Here is a 17494-nt window from a genome sequence, read left to right on the forward strand (position 1 = left end):
AAGGCGATGGAACCAAAGGTGCAAACCGTCGCATTCGCCATGACAAGGCACGCCCAGAGGAGACCGATCAAGCTACCGCCGCGCACGCCGTCCTGATGGCGCAGCAATACCCGATCAGTCGTCCGGCGGCCGTGTCCCGGAAGCTGGCCAGCGTTCCCGGCGATGTGATCCATCGTCCAGTCCGCTGCCGCTCAACCCGGCACCCTGACACCCCACCGTTCCGCTTTGTCGCGGCTTCGAGGAAAACGGTTCGGTTCAGGCTTGGCGAAAGACGATATTTTTCATAATGGCATGGTAGATGAACAGCCGGCCCCAACCAGGGCGGCTCAAGACGGTCCCGTAGCTCAACTGGATAGAGCATCAGATTTCTACTCTGAGGGTTGCAGGTTCGATTCCTGCCGGGATCGCCAATCGGCTTTTGCCGTCAATGATTTCAATAAATTATCGTCACTTTTGCCTAACTCCTCGGGTGGGTTAGGCAATCGAATATCGAAACCACCTTCAAGTTTCGCCATCGCAGCAACGGCAAGCTTCTTGCGCGCGGCCTCACGGCAATAGCGCTCGATTTCACGGATATCCGTATGGCCGGTGATGCTCATAATTTCGAGCGCTGTGCATCCTGTCTCGGCTAGACGACGACACGCCGCCTTTCGAACTCCATGCGGGCTGGAGCGAGGTGGAAGGTCTGCAGCTGCCGCCGCTTCGCTAATCCAACTTGAAAACGCCTTCTCGCTGCGCGCGTTTCCGTACATGGTTTCAATGAAGGCCGGGCCGTCCTTTGGGCAATCGGCGATGTAGCCCGCCAAGTCGCGATGCACCGGAATGCACAACTCGACATGCCCTTGGCTTTTTTTGGTGGTGATGACGAAACCTTGCTTAGTGAGATGCTTCCAGCCAAGGCGCACGGCATCGCTGCGACGCAGGCCAGTGTGCAGTAACACCTCGAAGGCAAGCCGTAGCGGTGTGCCGACTTTATGGCGCTTGCGGAATGCGGTGATGTCGGCCTCGGTCCACGTCCTATGGCCAGTGGTTTTGAGCTTCACGCGCTTGGACACAATAACCGGGTTATCACTGCGCATCCCGGCCGATACTGCGTAGTCCATCACGGCCTTCAAACGCTTCCTGAAATTGCTCGCCGCTGACGGCTTGTCGGCCATCTCGTCAATGAGGCTGTTGACGTGCTTGGCCTGAATGCCCGCGATAGGCCCGTCACCGTGCTTGTCGGCGAAACGATTCAGGACGTTGCGATAGATCGTTTGCGTGCTCTCAGCCAGGCCCTTGAATTCGGCGCTGCCGTAGTAGCCGCGCACAGCAGCAGCAATCGTCCCGGGCTTGATACGGCGCACCTCCGGCGTTGGCTCGTCTGCGCTCATAGCAGCGCGATAGGCCGTCCAGAATTCCGGTGTGTAGAGAGGCGCGGGCAAAGCGAGTTGCGGCCTGCCGGGCCTGCGCAAATAGACCCGTGGTCGCCCGTGCCTATCGAGATATTCGTTTACGTATTTTGGCTTCCGCTGCCGCATTGCTTGTCCCAATAGTCGTCGTTTTCGTGCCCGGCTGAAACACCATCGAACAAGCGATCCAAGTCGTTGCGGTCCCATAGCACCACGCCGAGCATCTGCCTCGGCGCTGGAATGTTACCGGCCTTGCGCTGGGTATCGAAATAGCTGGGAGAGATCCCGAGGTACCGAGCCGCATCGGCACGGCGTAGGCCGCGCGGTTGCACGCGGTGGTTATCATTGGCTGGATTGGGCAAGAGCGCGCCCCTGCGAAAAATGCTCTGCTTACCTCGCCGGGCGAATCCGACGCACTCATTGAACTATACACGGTCGCCTCGCGACAAATGCGGCGCAAACCTACCTTGGACCCGATTTGTAACACTTCGTTACCGGGCCCAACGTGCGATCTCCAGCGCTCGCTAGAGGAACGAACGCGCAGAGGAAAGCTTGAAGATTTTGCTAGCTCCTCTCCTGAGCTGGCGGAGCGGCCCCGGCCCAACTTCCAGCCCCCATGAAGCCGGGGCCGACTCTAAGCCGACCACCGAGGCGGACTTACTTTGCGGCCACAGGTTCAGCCGCCTCGCGCTTCGCCAGAGCCTCAGCGGCCACAGCCAGCTTTAGCCACTCGTCAGCGAATAGAAGCCACTGCGCCTTGGAGCACGGGTTTTTCGTTGTGCCCGCTTGCTGCGGCATTCCTCAGACTCTAGTCGGAACTTAGCAGCATCGTCGAACATGACGGCCAGCCGGAGATCGGTAGATCCGAGAATACTGGACCATGCAGTTTCTTAACGCAGGTTAAGTCGGCCGCTTGCCCAATGCACGTGAAAACAATCAGCTCTGTGAGACCGCCGCAAACAGGGAAAGGCCGCAGCGTGGTTCCAGCCCCCACTGCGGCCATCCCGGATAAATGAAATTGCTTGGTACTTAAATCGCGCCGGTGTTCTCACAGTAGAACACCCCGTTCCGAAAATGGACTCCGTACAACTACCGGTGGCGCCTTGTCAGTTTGGAGCGAACATGGCATGGCTCGCCCTCCAGCCCCCAATGCTCCCGGCCGCCGATTCAATTGCGGATCGGCGCGCCGCGGCGCCAGCAGGGTGGCGCCACCCATCAATTTCCCAGGTCAAGAAAAACCCGCCGACCTAGTGAGCCGGCGGGAGTTTTGACTGAGATTGTAGACCGGCGGGCACCGGTCGCTTCGGGCCCCCGTAGCATGTAAGCCCGCCAGCGTGAACCGGCGCCTGTCCACATCCCGACGCGCAGTAGCTCGCGCGCGTTCCTTCAATAGCCGGAGGACGCGCCGAAGCGTGGAGCCACCTTGAGCTCCAAGCCCATCGCCGTGAGTACAGCAAGAACAGTGGAAAAGTTCGGAAGCTGTTCGTCGCCGAAAGCGCGATAGATGCTTGTACGCTGCAGTCCGGTTTTTTTTGAGATTTCTGAAACGTTGAAATCCTTGAGTGATTGCCCGATCGCCCGGCAAACCGTGTGAGGTTCAGCCGAAGCGAATGCTCGGTTTAGATCGGCGGCGAGCTGCGACGGGATGACTGGCCTGTAGGTCTTTGTCATTTCGAGCCTCCCCAAGAAGAAGGCCGGCTCAAAGAGCCGGCCCTCTGTTATTAATGAAGCTACTCAGTACCTCGCGATCGCCGGGCCGCCCCAGCGGTAGTTCAAGCGGACGAGGCCCATGTCGACGTTCTGATCGATACGCTCGGTGCGCGTAAAGACACCAAGTCCCGCGCCGACGAAGTTGCCGGAGCCAGCGAAATCGACGTTGCGACGTTCGAGGAAGATGTGATTGTACTCGATGCCAACCGACCAATTCGGCGCAAAGCCATATTCGAAGCCGGCGCCGACCGTCCCGCCCCAGCGGGTTTGGTCGCTCGCCCGATCGAATTCAAGGCCGGTTGCAACGTCAAAGGCCCTGTAGCGATCCCCGACGACGGCGGCGCCACCTTTGACGTAGAACAGGGCGTTGTTCCAGGCGTAACCGATTTGACCCGTGATCAGACCGAAGGCGTCAATTTTCGACTGATTGCGAAGGCCGAATCCCGCCGCGCTGATATTGTCGCCCTTGAAATCCGCCCAGTTGCCCTGGCCTTCGATACCGAACACCCAGTTGGCCGACTGCCAGCGATAACCGATCTGACCACCGACCGTGCCCCCGGTCGCATTGTGGCAGCCTTCACCGACAAGACTACCCGGAACGCCAGTCACACCGCCAAAAGTGTCGACGAAGTCCCAGCACTTGTGGCTTGAGCCGCCGCCGCCGTTGATGCCGATGTAGAAGCCGCTCCAGTCGTAGATGGCGGCGACCATCGGCGCCGGAGCCTTGGTGTAGGGACGTGCAGCGAGATCCGCGGCGCTTGCGGGAGCCGAGAGGCCCAGAGCTAGTGTTCCGGCCGCAGCCGCAAAAAGCTTCTTCATGCGAGTTCTCTCCCCAGAGATACGAGTTCAATGAAATCGGTGCGTTCGCCCACCTGCCAATCAATGGTACGTCGCTCGCCGCTGCTTTGCTGTAGCGGGCTTACAACACGCGCTCCCAAAGGCGCCGTGAGATTCTTGATATTTGTGATATTTGTCCGACAGTTAAGGGAACTAAATGCCCAGTGGCGTGCACATCGGGAATGCAATTAGGGACGACCGGCCCGTCGCGCGCTAAGCGGCGGGCGTGAGCCGTCATCAGCCGCTGCCGGTCACACTTCCTGTGCATACTGCGCCAGCGTGACCGGCGGTCGAGGAAGCCGCTGTCATCAACCTGTGGCATAATCATTGCAGAGTTGAACAGCAGTGGGATTTCAGTGCCCAGTCTGAGACAAGAGCGCCGCCGGGGGGACTGGCATTTCGAGCCCGGCAGCGCTCTCCCTATTGTTCTGGCTCTCCTGCGGAAGGCCCGCCCAAGCTTTGCGGCTGGAGCGGGCCGAATGGCAAATCAGGGCTATTTGGCCGCCTGCAGAACCGCCGCCGACCGTCTGGCGGCTACCTCCGCACGCTGATCATCCGATAGCTCCATGCGCAGAACAAACACCCGCCTCGGGGCGCTTCCGCCTTTTCGTCCACAAGCCTTGCATATTTTTCCCAAGTTGCTGCACTTTACGCGCGCAACCTATTGATCTCGCGCATTGGTTGAGGTTCAGTGTGCCTATTATTTCGGCCGGGGGGCTTTTCACATGCGTAGATTTGGCGTCGTGGCGCTTTGCGTCATGCTGGGCGGCTGCGGACTTGCCGCGCGCCAAGAGCGTGAGCAGCAACAAGCAGCAGCAGCTGCGGCCATGCAGCAGGGCTTTGAAAACTGCAAGGTGCAATTCCCCGAAGGCACCAAAAACATGATCGAGAAGAACAAGTGCAATGCCACCGCCGCGCTGGCGATCAGGCCTTTCACGACCTACACCGATCTGTTCGATAGATACTGGGCCACGCGAGCTGTCATAGCCGAACGCGTGCAGGCGGGAAAAATGACTGTGGCCGAAGCTAATCAAGAGGCGACCCAAGCTCAGTCAGACATCGCAGCCGAGGAGCAGCGCCGCAATCTCGCAAATCGATCAGTAGGTGCTCAAGAGTCGGCAGCCGCAGCTGCGTGGATGGCATCGCCCTCGGTAGTTGTAGTGCGACGCTAGAGCCTGAGGGGCTCACAAATTTTATGGCATTCGCGTCAATTCGGTCTTGGCGAGGCTGATTAGCGATTTCCGCATATACGTCTCAGGTCACCGAGCATATTGCCGATACGTTCGAGACTCTCATTGCATTCATGTGTTCGAGAAATATTGATGCATCGGCGACAATTCCTTTCCAAGTGGTGGAGTTGCCAGAAAACCAGCGCAGCAACAAGCTTGTAAAGTACTCTTTCGGCCTGGACGGGGGGAATCAAATTATCCCCCTTTCGTGACGTGCTTACCGATTGAAAGGTCGCTGAGTAGCGAGCGGCCGACAAACCCACACAGTCGTCCGAACGGTCGAGCAGCCATTCCACGGGCCGACAAAGCGAGGGTGCCGAGCTAATGATCACCAAAGAACGCGCGAAAACTGCGATTTTTATTCTGCTTTGGCTGTCCTTTTTCGGGTTCGTTGTCGGTACGTCACCATCTTTTCAAGCCTGCGTAGGAGAGCATTATCACCAACAGGCCGCCGATGGCTTTCAAAAGGGTGCTACCTTTTCTTTATAATGTCTAAGGGCTTCACTCCCTGTTTGGGGGAGTTTGTTCACAAGAATGCCGAAGCAATCATTGCGCTCTTCACCATCATTCTTGGAATCGCAACCTGGCTGCTCTGGCGAGCGACTGATAGGCTGGTTAAGGGCGCAGATATCAACGCAGAAAGACAATTGCGACCCTACGTTCACGCTAGCTCGGCTCATTTCATTTGGGGCCAAGACGGTCCCCGAGTAGCCCTCGAAATCTCTAACAGCGGAGAGACGCCCGCCACCTTCTTTGAGATAGGCGCTGTCAGCCGCGCGATCAGGCGCGGTCATGCCGAGCCTGTAGCTATACCCACCGAGTTGATATTCAGAAGATGGGTAGCCCTTGGCGGAGGCAAATCGACCACTATAAGTGTTCGCGGAATTGTGCCGGGAATTGAGACTGGCGATATCGTGGAGCCTTTCGCGGTTGACGCGAGAGAGGTCCTCGATGCTAAGGGAGAAAAGAACTTCTTCCTTTTGGGTTGCATCCGTTATGGCGATGTGTTCGGAAACGAATATGAAACCGAGTTCGCGCTCTTCACCCGAACTACCACGCCCAACAATGAGATAAAGATGATGAATGCTACCGGCAACTTTGCCGTTTTCCGCCGCACAAAGCGCGGGGCCCAGGCAAATTAGCATTACGCCTAAAACCGACGCCCATAACCCGCGCATCGTTCATTCTCCTAAATGGGTCGGCAATTGGTCCCGCTCACCCCCTCCGCTTCCGCCGCCCCCCAACCCTGTGCCGGGCGATCTCAGCACCGGAGGCGTCAACCACGATTACAACCGTGCCTGCATCATGGTCGCAATCGGGATCGCTGGCGATGTCCCGAGCGACACGGGCGCCATATCGGACCGCCAACTCAGCGGAGCGAAATAGCTCTCCCACATCGTCCGCCTGTGTCTCGCCGTTGTGTAAAATCGGGAAGTAGTAACGTCGCATAGCCGCGGCCCTCGTCCATAAGCCGCGATCATGCCCACATCTGGGAACGGCTCGAACCTGTCAAGAACGACAGGGTCAGTGCAACAGTCACGGCGCCACTGATTCGCCTCGCCCTCACAACACCCGACGCGCCTGCGCGCTTTTCACCGCAGTAACTACCTTCATTGGCAGAGCAGCATCATACTGGTTCATCGCCGCCTTGATCAGCGCCACCGTCTTCTCGCTGGCATCACCTTGAATGTAGACAGACCCGCTGTGAACGGTGACGCCGCCCCCACCACCACCAGCAGCGCCGGTCGCCGCCGTCGCAAGCAGAGCAAGCCTGCGACGTAGGAAGTGCCACTCAGGTCGGCTCCGATTTGCGGTCGTCCATGGCGGAATGGAAACGATAACAGCACGGCATTTCCCAACGCGTGAAACCTAGCGTTCTCTTCCAGAGCAGAGGTTGCTGATCCCTACCCACCGACGCCGGAGTTCGTCTGCATCATTTGGCAAGCGTCTTCTGTGCTGTCGGTGTGGGGGCGACAGCGGCCAGCTCAACTCATTCAGCCAGCCGGACATCACCTGGCTGGACTGGATTGCCGATTAGCGCCTCGGTCGCGTTCGCACGAATATGGGTTGTCGCGGGGCAAAAGCATGTTAGCATCGTGATGCTCGCTGGGTAGCTTGAAATCTGCCCCTTGAGCTTAGGCGGCAGAGGTTCTCGGCATACGCCGGGTGGCTCCCAAAATATCCGTTAGTAGCAGCGCGCGGTAGCTCCGCGTGTGGCGGTAATATGGGGGGTCAGCAACCTCTGCTGCTGAATTTCAACCACCCGGCACCAGCCCGGGCTAGCAGAGGGAACGTCCAATGAAGCATTTGCTTTTTGCATTATCCGCCTTGGCTTTACTCGGCACCGTGATTCCTGCGAAGGCCGGTTGTCCGCCCGGCACTCGGTACGACTGCACGACGACCTACAACGGCAAGCAGAGCTGCGGCTGTCGCTAAAACCTCACGTGACGGACAAGGGCTGAGAACCAGACCAACAGCCCGGCAGTCGACCTGCTGGGTTTTCCTTCGTTTTGTTGCCTCCAAGGAAACCCTGTTCTGGCTTGGCATAGCGGCTGGGTCCGCGTTAGCATCGAAAATGTATTACGACATGTTCGTGCTAGCTCGGTAGCTGGCAGGAAAAGAGCGGATTGAAAGCCCGGTAGCCGACCTGCCGGGCTTTCTTTTTGTGCGGCCAAACAAAAATGGGCCGAATCCCATTTATTTTTCGTCACCGGTCACGCGGCGTGGCCATGCTGCTAATGCTCCGAATTTACTTCGGCTTTCGGCAGCATAGCGGACTTAACTAGACTTGCGACCGGCTCGGCTGGGTCGCGAATGACCCTGGCTGTGTGCCGTAGCGGCCATCCGGCATGTCCTTAACGGCCCCATTTGATCGGCTACAATCTCCCGCCCCGAGTCTCGGCGGCGGGGATGAGGCGGCGCGAGTTCACTCTCGTCGGCGGCGTAGCAATCCCAAGCGGTTACCATCACGGCCCAATGCTGTGCCTCGATGAGACTCGAGCATTCAAAGGGGAATTCTTGGCCTTGTCTCCTCTTGGTCCATCGCGTCATTTAGCTGCGCTGCAGAATTCGATCGCTAACTGTGCATAGCGGACTCTGGCAAGCTGTCCGCCCGGTAGATCTATAGGTTCACGCCCTGGCTAAGAAGTTGCGCCCGAAGCCCCAACACAACTTCCATCGGTTCGCGGTCACATCCGATCAACGAACGTGGCTCCCGATCTAGCGGGCTGGCGCCAAATTTTGAGCGGCCCAACGCTGCGGCCAGGGCTATCTTGATGTCGCTCAACGCGCACGGATCGTGCGGGCCGCGCTGCAGGTCGATGCCACGCCGGAACAGGGCTACGGCTTCAGGCGAGATGTGCGTAGAGCGGCGGCGCCTTTCCCGCCTTAGTCTGGCGGGCATTAGCGTGGTGGCTCGCCGAACTGCTCCAAACCCCAGGGCTGGAATGAATCTGTAAACGTCGACAGAAATTCCGCACCGAGGCGCTGCCACGCTTTGCGCGCTTCCTCCCGGTCTGGGCGGCCATATGCGTCGGTTTCAACACCGGCGTCCGCTAGATCGCCGTTGAAATCGAACTCACTGGAGAACACGTCATACCAAGCCGCAGCGTCCGCGACGGTGCAGCGCTTCTTCTTCCTGCCGCGAACGGGCATTATCTTCGGCTCCCATAATCAGCCGTGCGGGGCGCGCGCGGCGCCTCTGGACCGTCAACGCCGTCAAGGGCCAGTTCACGCAGCAGCCGGGCGAAACCAATACGACTATCGCGCTCAATCGCTACCTCCGGCCGAGGTTTTGGGCAGCCGAACCTGTCGGTGTAAGTCATGCCATCGCTATCGATGATTTCTCGCGCCTGCTGGCCTCGATCCCAGGCCTCCGCAGCGAGAGTCAGCAGCCGAACATGATGCGGGTCTAAATCAAACTCGGTGGTCACAGAGCGCCACCATTTTGCGGTTGCTGGCCGAAGGTGAGCAGGTGTCTTGGCAGTCACAGGCCAATGTCTCCAAATTTTCGTTTGAACCGGGGCACCCCCCACGCGCGTTGCAGGATGGGGCCGGTCTCCGAGAGCGATGGCGGCTTAAAAACGCCATTCCCCTCCCCCTGCCCCTACCCGCCTACAGGATACCTCGCGCCCTCTGCTTCGCTTCGATGCGACGACGGGCTGCCTGGCTGTTGGTTTCGGCGGTGGAGCGCATTGCTGCGGTTGTCGTTGGATATGCGGGAAACGCTGTGAGGGTCAGCTCAAACAGGTCGAGATCTGTAATCGTTCTCAACGGCAATCGATCGCCGCCGTCTTCCCATTCCTCGGCACGAACTCGGAAACCAAAGCTACAGCCGCCCACATCCTGCCGGCTGACAGTGCCAAGCGCTGTCCGGCCTTCGGGCGTCGTCGGATCAACAGTCAAGGAAAAGTAAAGGCCAACTCGATCTTCGCGCACCGACAGCGTTGACGCCGCCGTGCGTCCCAGTACGCGCCCGGAATCATGATCGAGCAACATCACAACGTCCGGCTTTTCCTTCAGCGTGCGAGTGAACGCACCTGCCGCAATCCTTTCGCGAAACTCGCCTGCGATGACGGTTTCATCCCCGAACACCACAGCGAATCCTGTGATTACGTTATCAACCACGCGCTTTCATCTCCGCGGCAGCGAGCCGAGCCTCACGCTTGCCAAGCTTGGATTGCGCCCGCAACTCGCGCGCAATCTCGACGGGATCAGCATCGGCGTAGGCTTCGGACTTGCCCGGCAGTTTGATGCGGCGCGATTGCTTGCTTGACCGCGCCCGCTTTGAGGTGGCTTTCTCAAACATTGTGACCGTTCTCCGCTACTTCGCGCAGAAAATAACTAACTCGGCCGTCTCTTCGATCGCCCAAAAAATGGGGAATGACCGGCCGTAGATAGCTCTTCGCCACGTCTTCGCGGTCAAGATCGTCAAGCAATTCATCGAGCGAGTGACGGGCCGTTTCGACCTCGGTCAACAATTTGCACATGACACCCAGGCGTCGCTGGTACTCGCCGCGAACGCTGTCGCACACGGCCTTACTCGCCCCATTTCGTGCCTCCGAAAGTCGTCGCCTGAGGGTCTCCTGGGCAACCTCGATATGTCCCATTTCAACAGCGACTTCACGGTGGCGATTTGAAAGCGCTGTCACAGAGTCGATAGGGTCACCAAGAAGTCGAGCGACTTCTGGCGCAATGCGCTGTTTGCCAGCAGCCTCTTCCGCTTCGATCTCGTGCTGAAGCTTCGCCCGTTCTGCGCGCAGTTCTGAGTAGCGAGTTTGCAACTCAGTCTGCTTCTCCACAAGTGCCCTGTGATCAGGCGAGGCATCTGACAGAGATGGTACGATAAACATTTCGGCTGGTTTCTTTGTGAGAGGTGCCATCAAAACAAGTCCTTCATCAAACTTACGAGTGCCTCGCCCTTCACCACACCGGCAACCCGATGCGGCGCCTGTTGATGGGAGGCCAGCTGTCCCGGCAGTACAAACCGCGTTGCCGACCCTTGCGGGGTGTATGCTGCAAGTTCGCGCCAGTGATGCACGAACTCGAAACGATGGCCGCGGACGTCATCAACGGCCTCGGGCTCCCCGCCGATAGCGATTTCGGATTGTACTTCCAGATATTCCAGTGCTCGCGGGATGCTGTCGGGTGCGCCCGCAGACAGCACGACGCCACCTGGGGTCATGGCTGCATACGCCTGCGCATGGTCCACCGCTTCGTGCAATTTTGGCGCGCTCATTAGGACCGAGAGCAGCAAGCACACGTCCCGCTGATCCAGTTCGGGCGCAACACCGGGCGCGCCAACTGGCAGTTGTCCGGCCTCCTGTAGGCGCCGGCTGATGCCGTTGGTGCGGCTTCGCGGAAAGCCGATATGTGTCTCGATAGAATCGAGCACGTGATTCAAGATGGCCATTTGGCCGCTATCCTTTCAGGTTTGGGAATTGCGATTAGCTGGGTAAATGAAAAGCCGCTTGGCGGCTCATCGGCACTAGGCCGGAAAAATGTCGCCGGCCGAGACCGGCGCTAAGGTGCACAACACGTCGGGATCAGCATCCCTACATATCAATACGGTCCCACCTGAAGGGAGGGACTGGACTAGGGCGCGCACTCTTAATCACAGGCGCTGTGGACGTCCGCTATGGCCCTGACGTTGCGCAACTTCCGCATTGGGCCAGCAGCGATCGATCGGCAGAGTCGACCCGAGTCCTGACGGGCTAGGCCAAAGAAGCAGCTGCACTGACCTTTAGTTGAACCGTTATCGTTTTTGAACCTTCGCTCGAATTGCCCGACTCACGTCAGTAAACGATGGGGATGAACTGTCCCCTCTCAGCGTCGAGCGATTGTAGCTATCGTCAGTCGTTAGCGGCAGTTGCAACGGACTTAGTTTCCGGGTTGCCAGCCTAAGCCGCAGTAAGCCAGCGGATCGGCCGGTGAATATCGCGGAGGCAAAGAGATGTTTCCAGCGAAACTTGCTGCATCGTTGTTTGGCTCAGCGTTGCTATTGACGCCAGTACTTGCACGCGACGATGGCCGATACGAGCACTCTCCACTGAAGTTGTGGTTCGAAAGCTTGCAGAGCGAATTTGGAAAGTGCTGTACCGATGCCGACGGATACATAGTGTCCGATGCCGATTGGGAGTCCAGTCGTGGGCGTTACCGCGTCCTCATCGACGGCGAATGGGTGATCGTACCTGACGGCGCCGTTATCACAGAACCAAACCGCTTCGGCCGCACAATGGTCTGGAGGCATTACATCGACGGCCATCCGCGCGTCCGATGCTTCATCCCTGGCAGCATGACTTGACTGACTTCCAAAAGTAGCCTGCTTCGGGTCACGAGCGTAATGGTTTGACTTTATGTGACGTTTCCAATTGCTCGTCGGAAACGAACACCACGCCTTACCAGTACACGCCCTAAGCAGCGAGTTGTGCCAACGTCTGCAGCGCCGAGTCCTGCGCCGCCACAGCCCTGCGCTCGCCGGCCTTGCCGTTGCCCCAACCACGCTCGGCGGCAATCTCGCGGGCGGTCAGACCATCGAGAGAATCCTCAAGCACATGGAAGTGTTCGCCAAGGCCGGCCTTTGTCTTCAGCGCGTCGAGGCCGGCGATCAGTGCCTCCTGGGGGCCGCTCGCGGGGCCGACGAAGCTGCCGGGTGTCGCAGTAATGTTGCGGTGCTGGCGATAGCCAAGAAATTCTGCGCCCGGCGCGACGGCCGTCATGTACCGGGGAATCCGACAGGCTGGCGGCAAACCCGCATTGGCCCAAGCCTCGCCGAACGCGTGCCTGCCGCCGACGCCCAGGCGGTCAATCTCTCGCCGCGCATTATCGTTGCATGCGGATACTGTCTGCGCCCAATAAGCCGCACGCTGCCGCCGGTAGTCCTCGCCCTCGCTGCCACGCTCGCGATACGTCGACGCCGCCGGAAACCCACCGCTGCCGCGAATAGCAAGGTGCCGCTCATTGTCGGCCTGCCTATCCTCGTCCATCTTACGGCGCCTGCCCTTCTCCTGACGGAATAGCTCTGCAGCGTCGTGCCAGCGCCCGTCAGATCCGAGCCAAGCCGTAATCTGCCCACGCTTAATGCGCAGGCGCGCCCGCATCGTCGCATCAAGCTCCGCGGCAGTGATGGGGCCATAGCCGTCGCGGGCGCGGATAGCGTCCTTCACGGCGAGCCGAACCATTTCGTCGGGCGACGGCCGGATCTCGATCACGCGGTCAACTTGGGTGCCGCTGGGAGAATTGTCGTTCGCCGGCATCCAGGCCGACGCCACCGTTGGCGCGGCGTAGTCTTGCAGGGTGCGTAGGTCTGAGCGACGGCCTGCGCGGGCAAGGCGGGATTCGAATGGAGTATGTTTCATGGAATATCTCTCATGACGTGACGTGCTGGCCTTTTCGGCTCTTGGTGTGGCCTTGCGGCTGCACACTTCTAGGAAATCGGCCCCATGGCCAACGGGATCAAGCGCTTACGCGCTAGCACAGGCGCCAAGGAAATCGGGGGCCCCCGTCCGGTCAGGCCGCATCTTCCAGCTCAGAGAGGGCGGCAAATGTGTCGCGAGCTATCATGAAGGACTTACCGTGCAACTCGGCCGAGTCATCGAAGTTGCCGCACGCGATGGTGAGCCGCATAAGGTGGGCTTGGCCCGCCTCCTGAAGAGCCTCCCTGTGCCCCTCTATGAGGAGGGCAACGTCGCCTCGGTTCGTCTTTAATTCCAACCAAGTGTCGTCACCCCGAGAGACCACAGCGCTGGATACGATCGTCACTGACACACCGCGCGGCACACCGATCTCAATAGCCGTCCCGCTGAGTTTGCGCTCGTGCTCAGCGGCCTCGGCTGCGTCAACGGTACTGGAGCGGCGCCTGCCCATCTCACCATCCTCGGCTGGCTCTGGTGCCTCAGCGCGGGACCTCTCGCCACGATCGGCTTCGTCGTACCGTTGGGCTGGCTTCGCACTACCGCGTACCTTGGCTATCGCCGCGGATTTCCCGTTGGAATATACGATGGGCAGATCATCCTCCCAGCCGCGCGCCGTAATCCAATTTTGGAGCTGGATACGATATCGCCGCTCAGTCGCGTGCTCTTCGTAATGAGCGTGCAAGCGCGCTGCCGCCCCAACAATAGTGGCATGGAGGCTGGCCTCCGGCGCCAACTTGTCATAGGCCGCTCTGGCTTTGGCCTTAGTATTTGTCAGCTTGAGACTGAAGGCATCCCATAGCTCGACAAACCCACCTGACGGCGTCTCCGGCGTGGCGGGCACAAGCCCGGCCAAAGCCGGCGGCGTAGCCGCGCCGACAGAACATTCTGCTTCACGTAGGCCGGCTTGTAAGCCGTCTACGTAAGCAGGATTCGTCCCTTCAGACTCGGACACTAGAGGCTCGCAGCGTCCCTCCAGACTCGGACACTGTGTCCCTTCAGACTCGGACACTAGCGTAGTGTCCCTCTGGACTCGGACACTAGGCCATGAAGTCGCGGTGAATTCGGAGGGCCGAGTGCCGGCGCCCGGACGCCTGCTAAAGTAGCCCCACTCGGCCAGCTCGGCGGTAGCCTTGCTGATCCGCCATTTCGACAGGCCGGTGCCACGCTCAATGTAGCGCACACTCGCTTGGCCGTTGCCGTGCTCGCGCTTTTGACGATCGATAACGATCTGCGCGATTTGAATGTGAGGCTTGCGGGTGCGCGTGTCGGCTATGATCTCGCTAAGAAGCGTCCACTGATCCAGCAACCCGCCTGTCTTCTCAATTCTACTGTCCGCCACGGCTACTGCCCCCCATCGCTACCGCTGCCCTGGCGAGATCGTTTGCAACGCCGATATCAAGCCGAACATTAGGGCCGAACACTCTATAGCTGCCGTCTTGCTTGCGGATGAGAGTCAGATCCAGCGCTCGCACGCCGGGTGCTATCTCAGCGTCAAACGTGCCAAGTTGTTTCCCGCTACTGCGGGAGGGTCTGAATTCAATGATTTTCAAGATTGTAGTTTCCTAGAACATTTGACGCAGGTTGTCTGGCGTAACCGCTATTTGAGGCTGGCCGCGTATTGCGGTTTCGGCTCGAAAAAGAGATCGCCGTCCAGCTCGCAGAACACAAAACCGCGCCGATCCATGTCAGCGACCGTTAGAGCGACTTGCCGGTGGATATCGCTCATCCGCGGATCAGACATGACGCGGTGTGCCCAAGCACGACGAGCGGCGCGATTGCCCATGAAAGCCCCCGAAGTTGAAGTTACTGAGAACTAGTGCGCTTTTGCAGGCAAAACACTAAATGCCGCCGTCCATCTATATGGTGGTCGCCGCGGCAAACCTGCGGAGAAAATTGCGAGGTGCGCCTGGCTGAGGGTTAGGCCTATCGTGCTTCAGGAATAAATATGGCCGGCGAGGAAAATACTCAGGGTGCCCTCAAAAAAGAGGGTCAGGGCAAGGGTCGCCAATCGAGGACGAATCAGACCCCGCGCCTGCCCTCTGAAGGTTAGGCATTCGCCAAATTCCTCTAAGAGAAACAATGGCAGGAGAATTGCCTAACCGCGCCATCAAGCTCTTGAAATGATTCATTTCAATCAATCCTGCCGGGATCGCCATATTCAGTCTCATCGGACGGGGACATCGTCCGGCGCACGCTGACTCGATACACCGGCGTTCACTGTTAGCCCGGTCTACGGCGCGCACCTGCAGAATCCGCTGCCCTTCACGAACGCGTGGGTCGCCTCCCTCCGGGCTTTGATCCGGGCAAACGAACCCTATGTATCCGCCGAGCGACTTGCGCCCCGATAAGGACTTTGATGCCACTATCCGACTTGACGAGAATGGCGATCGCATCTGCGGTGGCGGTTGTGGCAATATCGTTCCTGGCAGTTGACGCGGGAGTCGTGAACTCCGGGGTGATCACAAAGCCCATCGCGACGGCGCGGGCCTCCATCGCGGACGCGGCGGCGAGTCAGCACCAACTCGCCTTCGCCGTTCAAGCCTGGGCACGTCGCGGCCACCAGAAGCCGGCCGTGGAAGAATGCCTGGCGATCGATTGAAACAGCGCAGTTGTCGCCGCTCTCGTCTCGCGGATATATCCGCAAGTAACAATCATGTCTGTTACAGGCCATTATTCCCCCGAATGAAGATCGTCCAAATCCAGCCGAACAGTGCGCTCAAGGCGGCGACCGATGCGGCGATTGCCGCGGTCCGAGTCCACCAGATCTGCCGCTCGTGCCGTTCGATATCCGCCTCGGATTTTTGATTATCTTTCCAGTTCAGCCATTCCTGGGCGAACCCGATCGTCATGACGGGCGCGGTTCCGATCGCAATCGCTCCTGCGGATGCCGCGTCGGTCTGGGCTAGGCGCGCTCGGACGTTGGCTGCACCCGTCTTTTCAAGCACCGCAAGCCATTGCTGGGACTGTTCGTCTGAAACATGCCACGTGCATTCCCTGTAAGGAAACGCTGTCGGTCGCTCTGTCATGGCCTTGCACCGCACTCACTCTTCAGTATCGCCGTGATGTCGCGCCCACCATCCGGCGATCGCCGCCGCAAGATTCTTCCACAACTCGGTCGGCAGATCCGGCACCGCCACCCGGACGCTGTACCGATCCGTAGTCGCGTCGTGAAACCACTCGGTCGCCGCGAAATCGAAACCAAAGCTGCCGGCGTGGCGGATGGGGAAGCCTTCGCCGCCGAGGTCGCGGCTCATGTCCTCGGCCGCCTGCCGCGCGGTCGCCTCATCGAGGGAGCGCCTGCCGCGAAGCGTGACATAGAGGCCGTGGGTGAAATGCAGCTCGGCCGAGAGCGAACCGAGCTCGGCGGCGAAATATCGCGCCGTGTGGCGACCGTTGCGCAGGATCGCCGCGACGCGTTTTTTCGTCAGGGCCCAATAGCCCGCTGAGCCCACGAATGGCGGGAAGTGTGCCGGCAACGCCGCGCCACCGAGAAGCCGGACGGCATTGCCGGTTTCCGCCGCCAGGCTCTCGGACAGCAGCTGGCCTGCATTCAGGTCTTTCCGGCTCCAATGCACGAATACGGCAGAGCCGAGCCGGCCGTATTCCACCCCGAGCGAATCCAGCTTGTTGTGGCTTCGCACCAACACGACCGGAATGTCCAATCGCGCGGCCCATCTCAGAACGCGCCGGATGCGCCCCGATCTGCCGGCGAAACATGTCGTGTCGAAAATCAACAGGTCGAGCCCCGAACCGTCGCAACGCAAAGCCGCTTCGAACGCCGCGGCAGGGGCGCATGAATCCAGCAGGAGAAACCGTGGCGAGGCTGCCGCAGCAAACGCTTCGCCCAGCGGGAGGCTGGCGGTGACAAGCCGTAAATGGGGGACGAGGCTCTCGATCAGCTCCAGTGTCTCGCCGTAGGTGCCCGGCAGCACCACGACGTCTGCCTTGCCGATGATTCGTGCGGACGCGAGCAGCAGCGCGGAGATCGCGGCCATGCCGGATGCGGTATAGATCGCCTCGCTCCCGCAGCTCCGCTCGAGTTCGTAGAACGAGGGACCACGCACCTTGAGGTCCGCGCGCTGATAATCGTAGCTGAACACGAACGGACCGCTGCTGGGAGACGCCGCGTGCGACCAGGCGGTCTCCGTCGCCTTCCAGTCCTGGAGCGCATGCTCCGCGCGTAGCGCGGCGGCGAGCTGAAACTTGGAGACCACGACCTCGTCGACCGATTGCGGCCGAGCCAAATGCAGCGGGCTCCTCAGGCAATCGTTCAGCAGCCCGATTTCCCTGTGCTTTCGTTCGAGATAGGCCTCGGAGGTCTCCATGCGGATCTTGACGAAGGTGGTCTTGGCAATTGCGACGGCCTTTCAACGTTCGGCGAACGCATTGGCTCCAAACAGTCGGCCGCGCTCAT

The 17494-nt window shown here is 59.6% G+C and carries 20 protein-coding genes and 1 tRNA gene; 4 read left to right on the forward strand and 17 right to left on the reverse strand.

Going from position 1 to position 17494, the window contains the following annotated elements; all coding sequences use genetic code 11:
• The first annotated feature begins 333 nt into the window (after positions 1 to 333).
• Positions 334 to 410: transfer RNA gene (locus BRA1253DRAFT_RS03720), tRNA-Arg, on the forward strand.
• Here BRA1253DRAFT_RS03720 and BRA1253DRAFT_RS46120 read toward each other — a convergent pair.
• The 4 genes from BRA1253DRAFT_RS46120 to BRA1253DRAFT_RS03730 all read right to left on the reverse strand — a co-directional run bounded on the left by BRA1253DRAFT_RS46120 (position 369) and on the right by BRA1253DRAFT_RS03730 (position 3920).
• The gene (locus BRA1253DRAFT_RS46120) at positions 369 to 1598 is read right to left on the reverse strand and encodes a tyrosine-type recombinase/integrase (protein WP_083870035.1); all 1230 of its coding nucleotides are present in this window, start codon (positions 1596 to 1598) and stop codon (positions 369 to 371) included. The genes BRA1253DRAFT_RS03720 and BRA1253DRAFT_RS46120 overlap by 42 nt on opposite strands.
• Positions 1493 to 1753, reverse strand: coding sequence for an AlpA family transcriptional regulator (locus tag BRA1253DRAFT_RS41085; RefSeq protein ID WP_007591240.1), 261 nt, complete (start codon positions 1751 to 1753; stop codon positions 1493 to 1495). The genes BRA1253DRAFT_RS46120 and BRA1253DRAFT_RS41085 overlap by 106 nt, the downstream gene beginning before the upstream one ends.
• Before the next feature lie 1024 nt (positions 1754 to 2777).
• Positions 2778 to 3062 carry an addiction module antidote protein gene (locus BRA1253DRAFT_RS03725; RefSeq protein WP_007591244.1) on the reverse strand — a complete coding sequence of 95 codons (285 nt, stop codon included), beginning with the start codon at positions 3060 to 3062 and terminating at the stop codon, positions 2778 to 2780.
• Between the two features lie 63 nt (positions 3063 to 3125).
• The gene (locus BRA1253DRAFT_RS03730; RefSeq protein ID WP_007591246.1) at positions 3126 to 3920 is read right to left on the reverse strand and encodes an outer membrane protein; all 795 of its coding nucleotides are present in this window, start codon (positions 3918 to 3920) and stop codon (positions 3126 to 3128) included.
• 743 nt (positions 3921 to 4663) lie between these two features.
• Between BRA1253DRAFT_RS03730 and BRA1253DRAFT_RS03735 the strand changes: the two genes are divergently transcribed.
• Positions 4664 to 5110, forward strand: coding sequence for a hypothetical protein (locus BRA1253DRAFT_RS03735; RefSeq protein ID WP_083869791.1), 447 nt, complete (start codon positions 4664 to 4666; stop codon positions 5108 to 5110).
• A gap of 518 nt (positions 5111 to 5628) precedes the next feature.
• Here BRA1253DRAFT_RS03735 and BRA1253DRAFT_RS43380 read toward each other — a convergent pair.
• From BRA1253DRAFT_RS43380 to BRA1253DRAFT_RS03775, 8 genes are all read right to left on the reverse strand, one after another.
• Positions 5629 to 6345 carry a hypothetical protein gene (locus tag BRA1253DRAFT_RS43380; RefSeq protein WP_007591249.1) on the reverse strand — a complete coding sequence of 239 codons (717 nt, stop codon included), beginning with the start codon at positions 6343 to 6345 and terminating at the stop codon, positions 5629 to 5631.
• A 37-nt stretch (positions 6346 to 6382) separates the two neighbouring features.
• Positions 6383 to 6616 (reverse strand): hypothetical protein, encoded by a 234-nt coding sequence (locus BRA1253DRAFT_RS46125; RefSeq protein ID WP_007591252.1) that lies wholly within the window; start codon positions 6614 to 6616, stop codon positions 6383 to 6385.
• A gap of 1953 nt (positions 6617 to 8569) precedes the next feature.
• On the reverse strand, positions 8570 to 8821 hold the full coding sequence (locus BRA1253DRAFT_RS03755) for a hypothetical protein (protein WP_007591255.1): 252 nt from the start codon (positions 8819 to 8821) through the stop codon (positions 8570 to 8572).
• A complete protein-coding gene (locus BRA1253DRAFT_RS41090; RefSeq protein WP_245285855.1) occupies positions 8821 to 9099 on the reverse strand; it encodes a P27 family phage terminase small subunit in 279 nt (92 codons plus the stop codon). Before BRA1253DRAFT_RS41090 ends, BRA1253DRAFT_RS03755 begins: the two co-directional genes overlap by 1 nt.
• Before the next feature lie 181 nt (positions 9100 to 9280).
• A complete protein-coding gene (locus BRA1253DRAFT_RS03760; RefSeq protein WP_157158539.1) occupies positions 9281 to 9793 on the reverse strand; it encodes an HK97 family phage prohead protease in 513 nt (170 codons plus the stop codon).
• Complete coding sequence (locus BRA1253DRAFT_RS03765) at positions 9786 to 9974, reverse strand: hypothetical protein (RefSeq protein WP_007591259.1); 189 nt, start codon at positions 9972 to 9974, stop codon at positions 9786 to 9788. Before BRA1253DRAFT_RS03765 ends, BRA1253DRAFT_RS03760 begins: the two co-directional genes overlap by 8 nt.
• Positions 9967 to 10548, reverse strand: coding sequence for a hypothetical protein (locus BRA1253DRAFT_RS03770; RefSeq protein ID WP_007591260.1), 582 nt, complete (start codon positions 10546 to 10548; stop codon positions 9967 to 9969). Before BRA1253DRAFT_RS03770 ends, BRA1253DRAFT_RS03765 begins: the two co-directional genes overlap by 8 nt.
• Positions 10548 to 11078, reverse strand: coding sequence for a hypothetical protein (locus tag BRA1253DRAFT_RS03775; RefSeq protein ID WP_007591261.1), 531 nt, complete (start codon positions 11076 to 11078; stop codon positions 10548 to 10550). Before BRA1253DRAFT_RS03775 ends, BRA1253DRAFT_RS03770 begins: the two co-directional genes overlap by 1 nt.
• A 540-nt stretch (positions 11079 to 11618) precedes the next feature.
• Between BRA1253DRAFT_RS03775 and BRA1253DRAFT_RS03780 the strand changes: the two genes are divergently transcribed.
• Positions 11619 to 11969 (forward strand): hypothetical protein, encoded by a 351-nt coding sequence (locus BRA1253DRAFT_RS03780; RefSeq protein ID WP_007591262.1) that lies wholly within the window; start codon positions 11619 to 11621, stop codon positions 11967 to 11969.
• 109 nt (positions 11970 to 12078) lie between these two features.
• On the opposite strand, the gene BRA1253DRAFT_RS03785 is transcribed toward BRA1253DRAFT_RS03780, so the two are convergent.
• The 3 genes from BRA1253DRAFT_RS03785 to BRA1253DRAFT_RS43385 form a co-directional block, all read right to left on the reverse strand.
• Positions 12079 to 12921 (reverse strand): hypothetical protein, encoded by an 843-nt coding sequence (locus tag BRA1253DRAFT_RS03785; RefSeq protein ID WP_157158540.1) that lies wholly within the window; start codon positions 12919 to 12921, stop codon positions 12079 to 12081.
• A 253-nt stretch (positions 12922 to 13174) separates the two neighbouring features.
• Positions 13175 to 14032, reverse strand: coding sequence for a hypothetical protein (locus tag BRA1253DRAFT_RS03790; protein ID WP_157158541.1), 858 nt, complete (start codon positions 14030 to 14032; stop codon positions 13175 to 13177).
• A 645-nt stretch (positions 14033 to 14677) separates the two neighbouring features.
• Positions 14678 to 14863, reverse strand: a complete 186-nt coding sequence (locus BRA1253DRAFT_RS43385; RefSeq protein WP_007591267.1) for a hypothetical protein — start codon at positions 14861 to 14863, stop codon at positions 14678 to 14680.
• A 573-nt stretch (positions 14864 to 15436) separates the two neighbouring features.
• On the opposite strand from BRA1253DRAFT_RS43385, the gene BRA1253DRAFT_RS03795 reads away from it, so the two are divergent.
• On the forward strand, positions 15437 to 15679 hold the full coding sequence (locus BRA1253DRAFT_RS03795) for a hypothetical protein (RefSeq protein ID WP_007591272.1): 243 nt from the start codon (positions 15437 to 15439) through the stop codon (positions 15677 to 15679).
• Positions 15680 to 15740: 61 nt separating this feature from the next.
• Here BRA1253DRAFT_RS03795 and BRA1253DRAFT_RS03800 read toward each other — a convergent pair whose 3' ends face one another.
• Entirely contained in the window at positions 15741 to 16106 is a 366-nt protein-coding gene (locus tag BRA1253DRAFT_RS03800) for a hypothetical protein (RefSeq protein WP_007591279.1), read from the reverse strand.
• 15 nt (positions 16107 to 16121) lie between these two features.
• Positions 16122 to 17405, reverse strand: a complete 1284-nt coding sequence (locus BRA1253DRAFT_RS03805) for a hypothetical protein (RefSeq protein WP_007591281.1) — start codon at positions 17403 to 17405, stop codon at positions 16122 to 16124.
• Positions 17406 to 17494: the final 89 nt, after the last annotated feature.

The organism is Bradyrhizobium sp. WSM1253, assembly GCF_000244935.1.
In the GTDB taxonomy this organism is placed as follows: domain Bacteria; phylum Pseudomonadota; class Alphaproteobacteria; order Rhizobiales; family Xanthobacteraceae; genus Bradyrhizobium; species Bradyrhizobium canariense.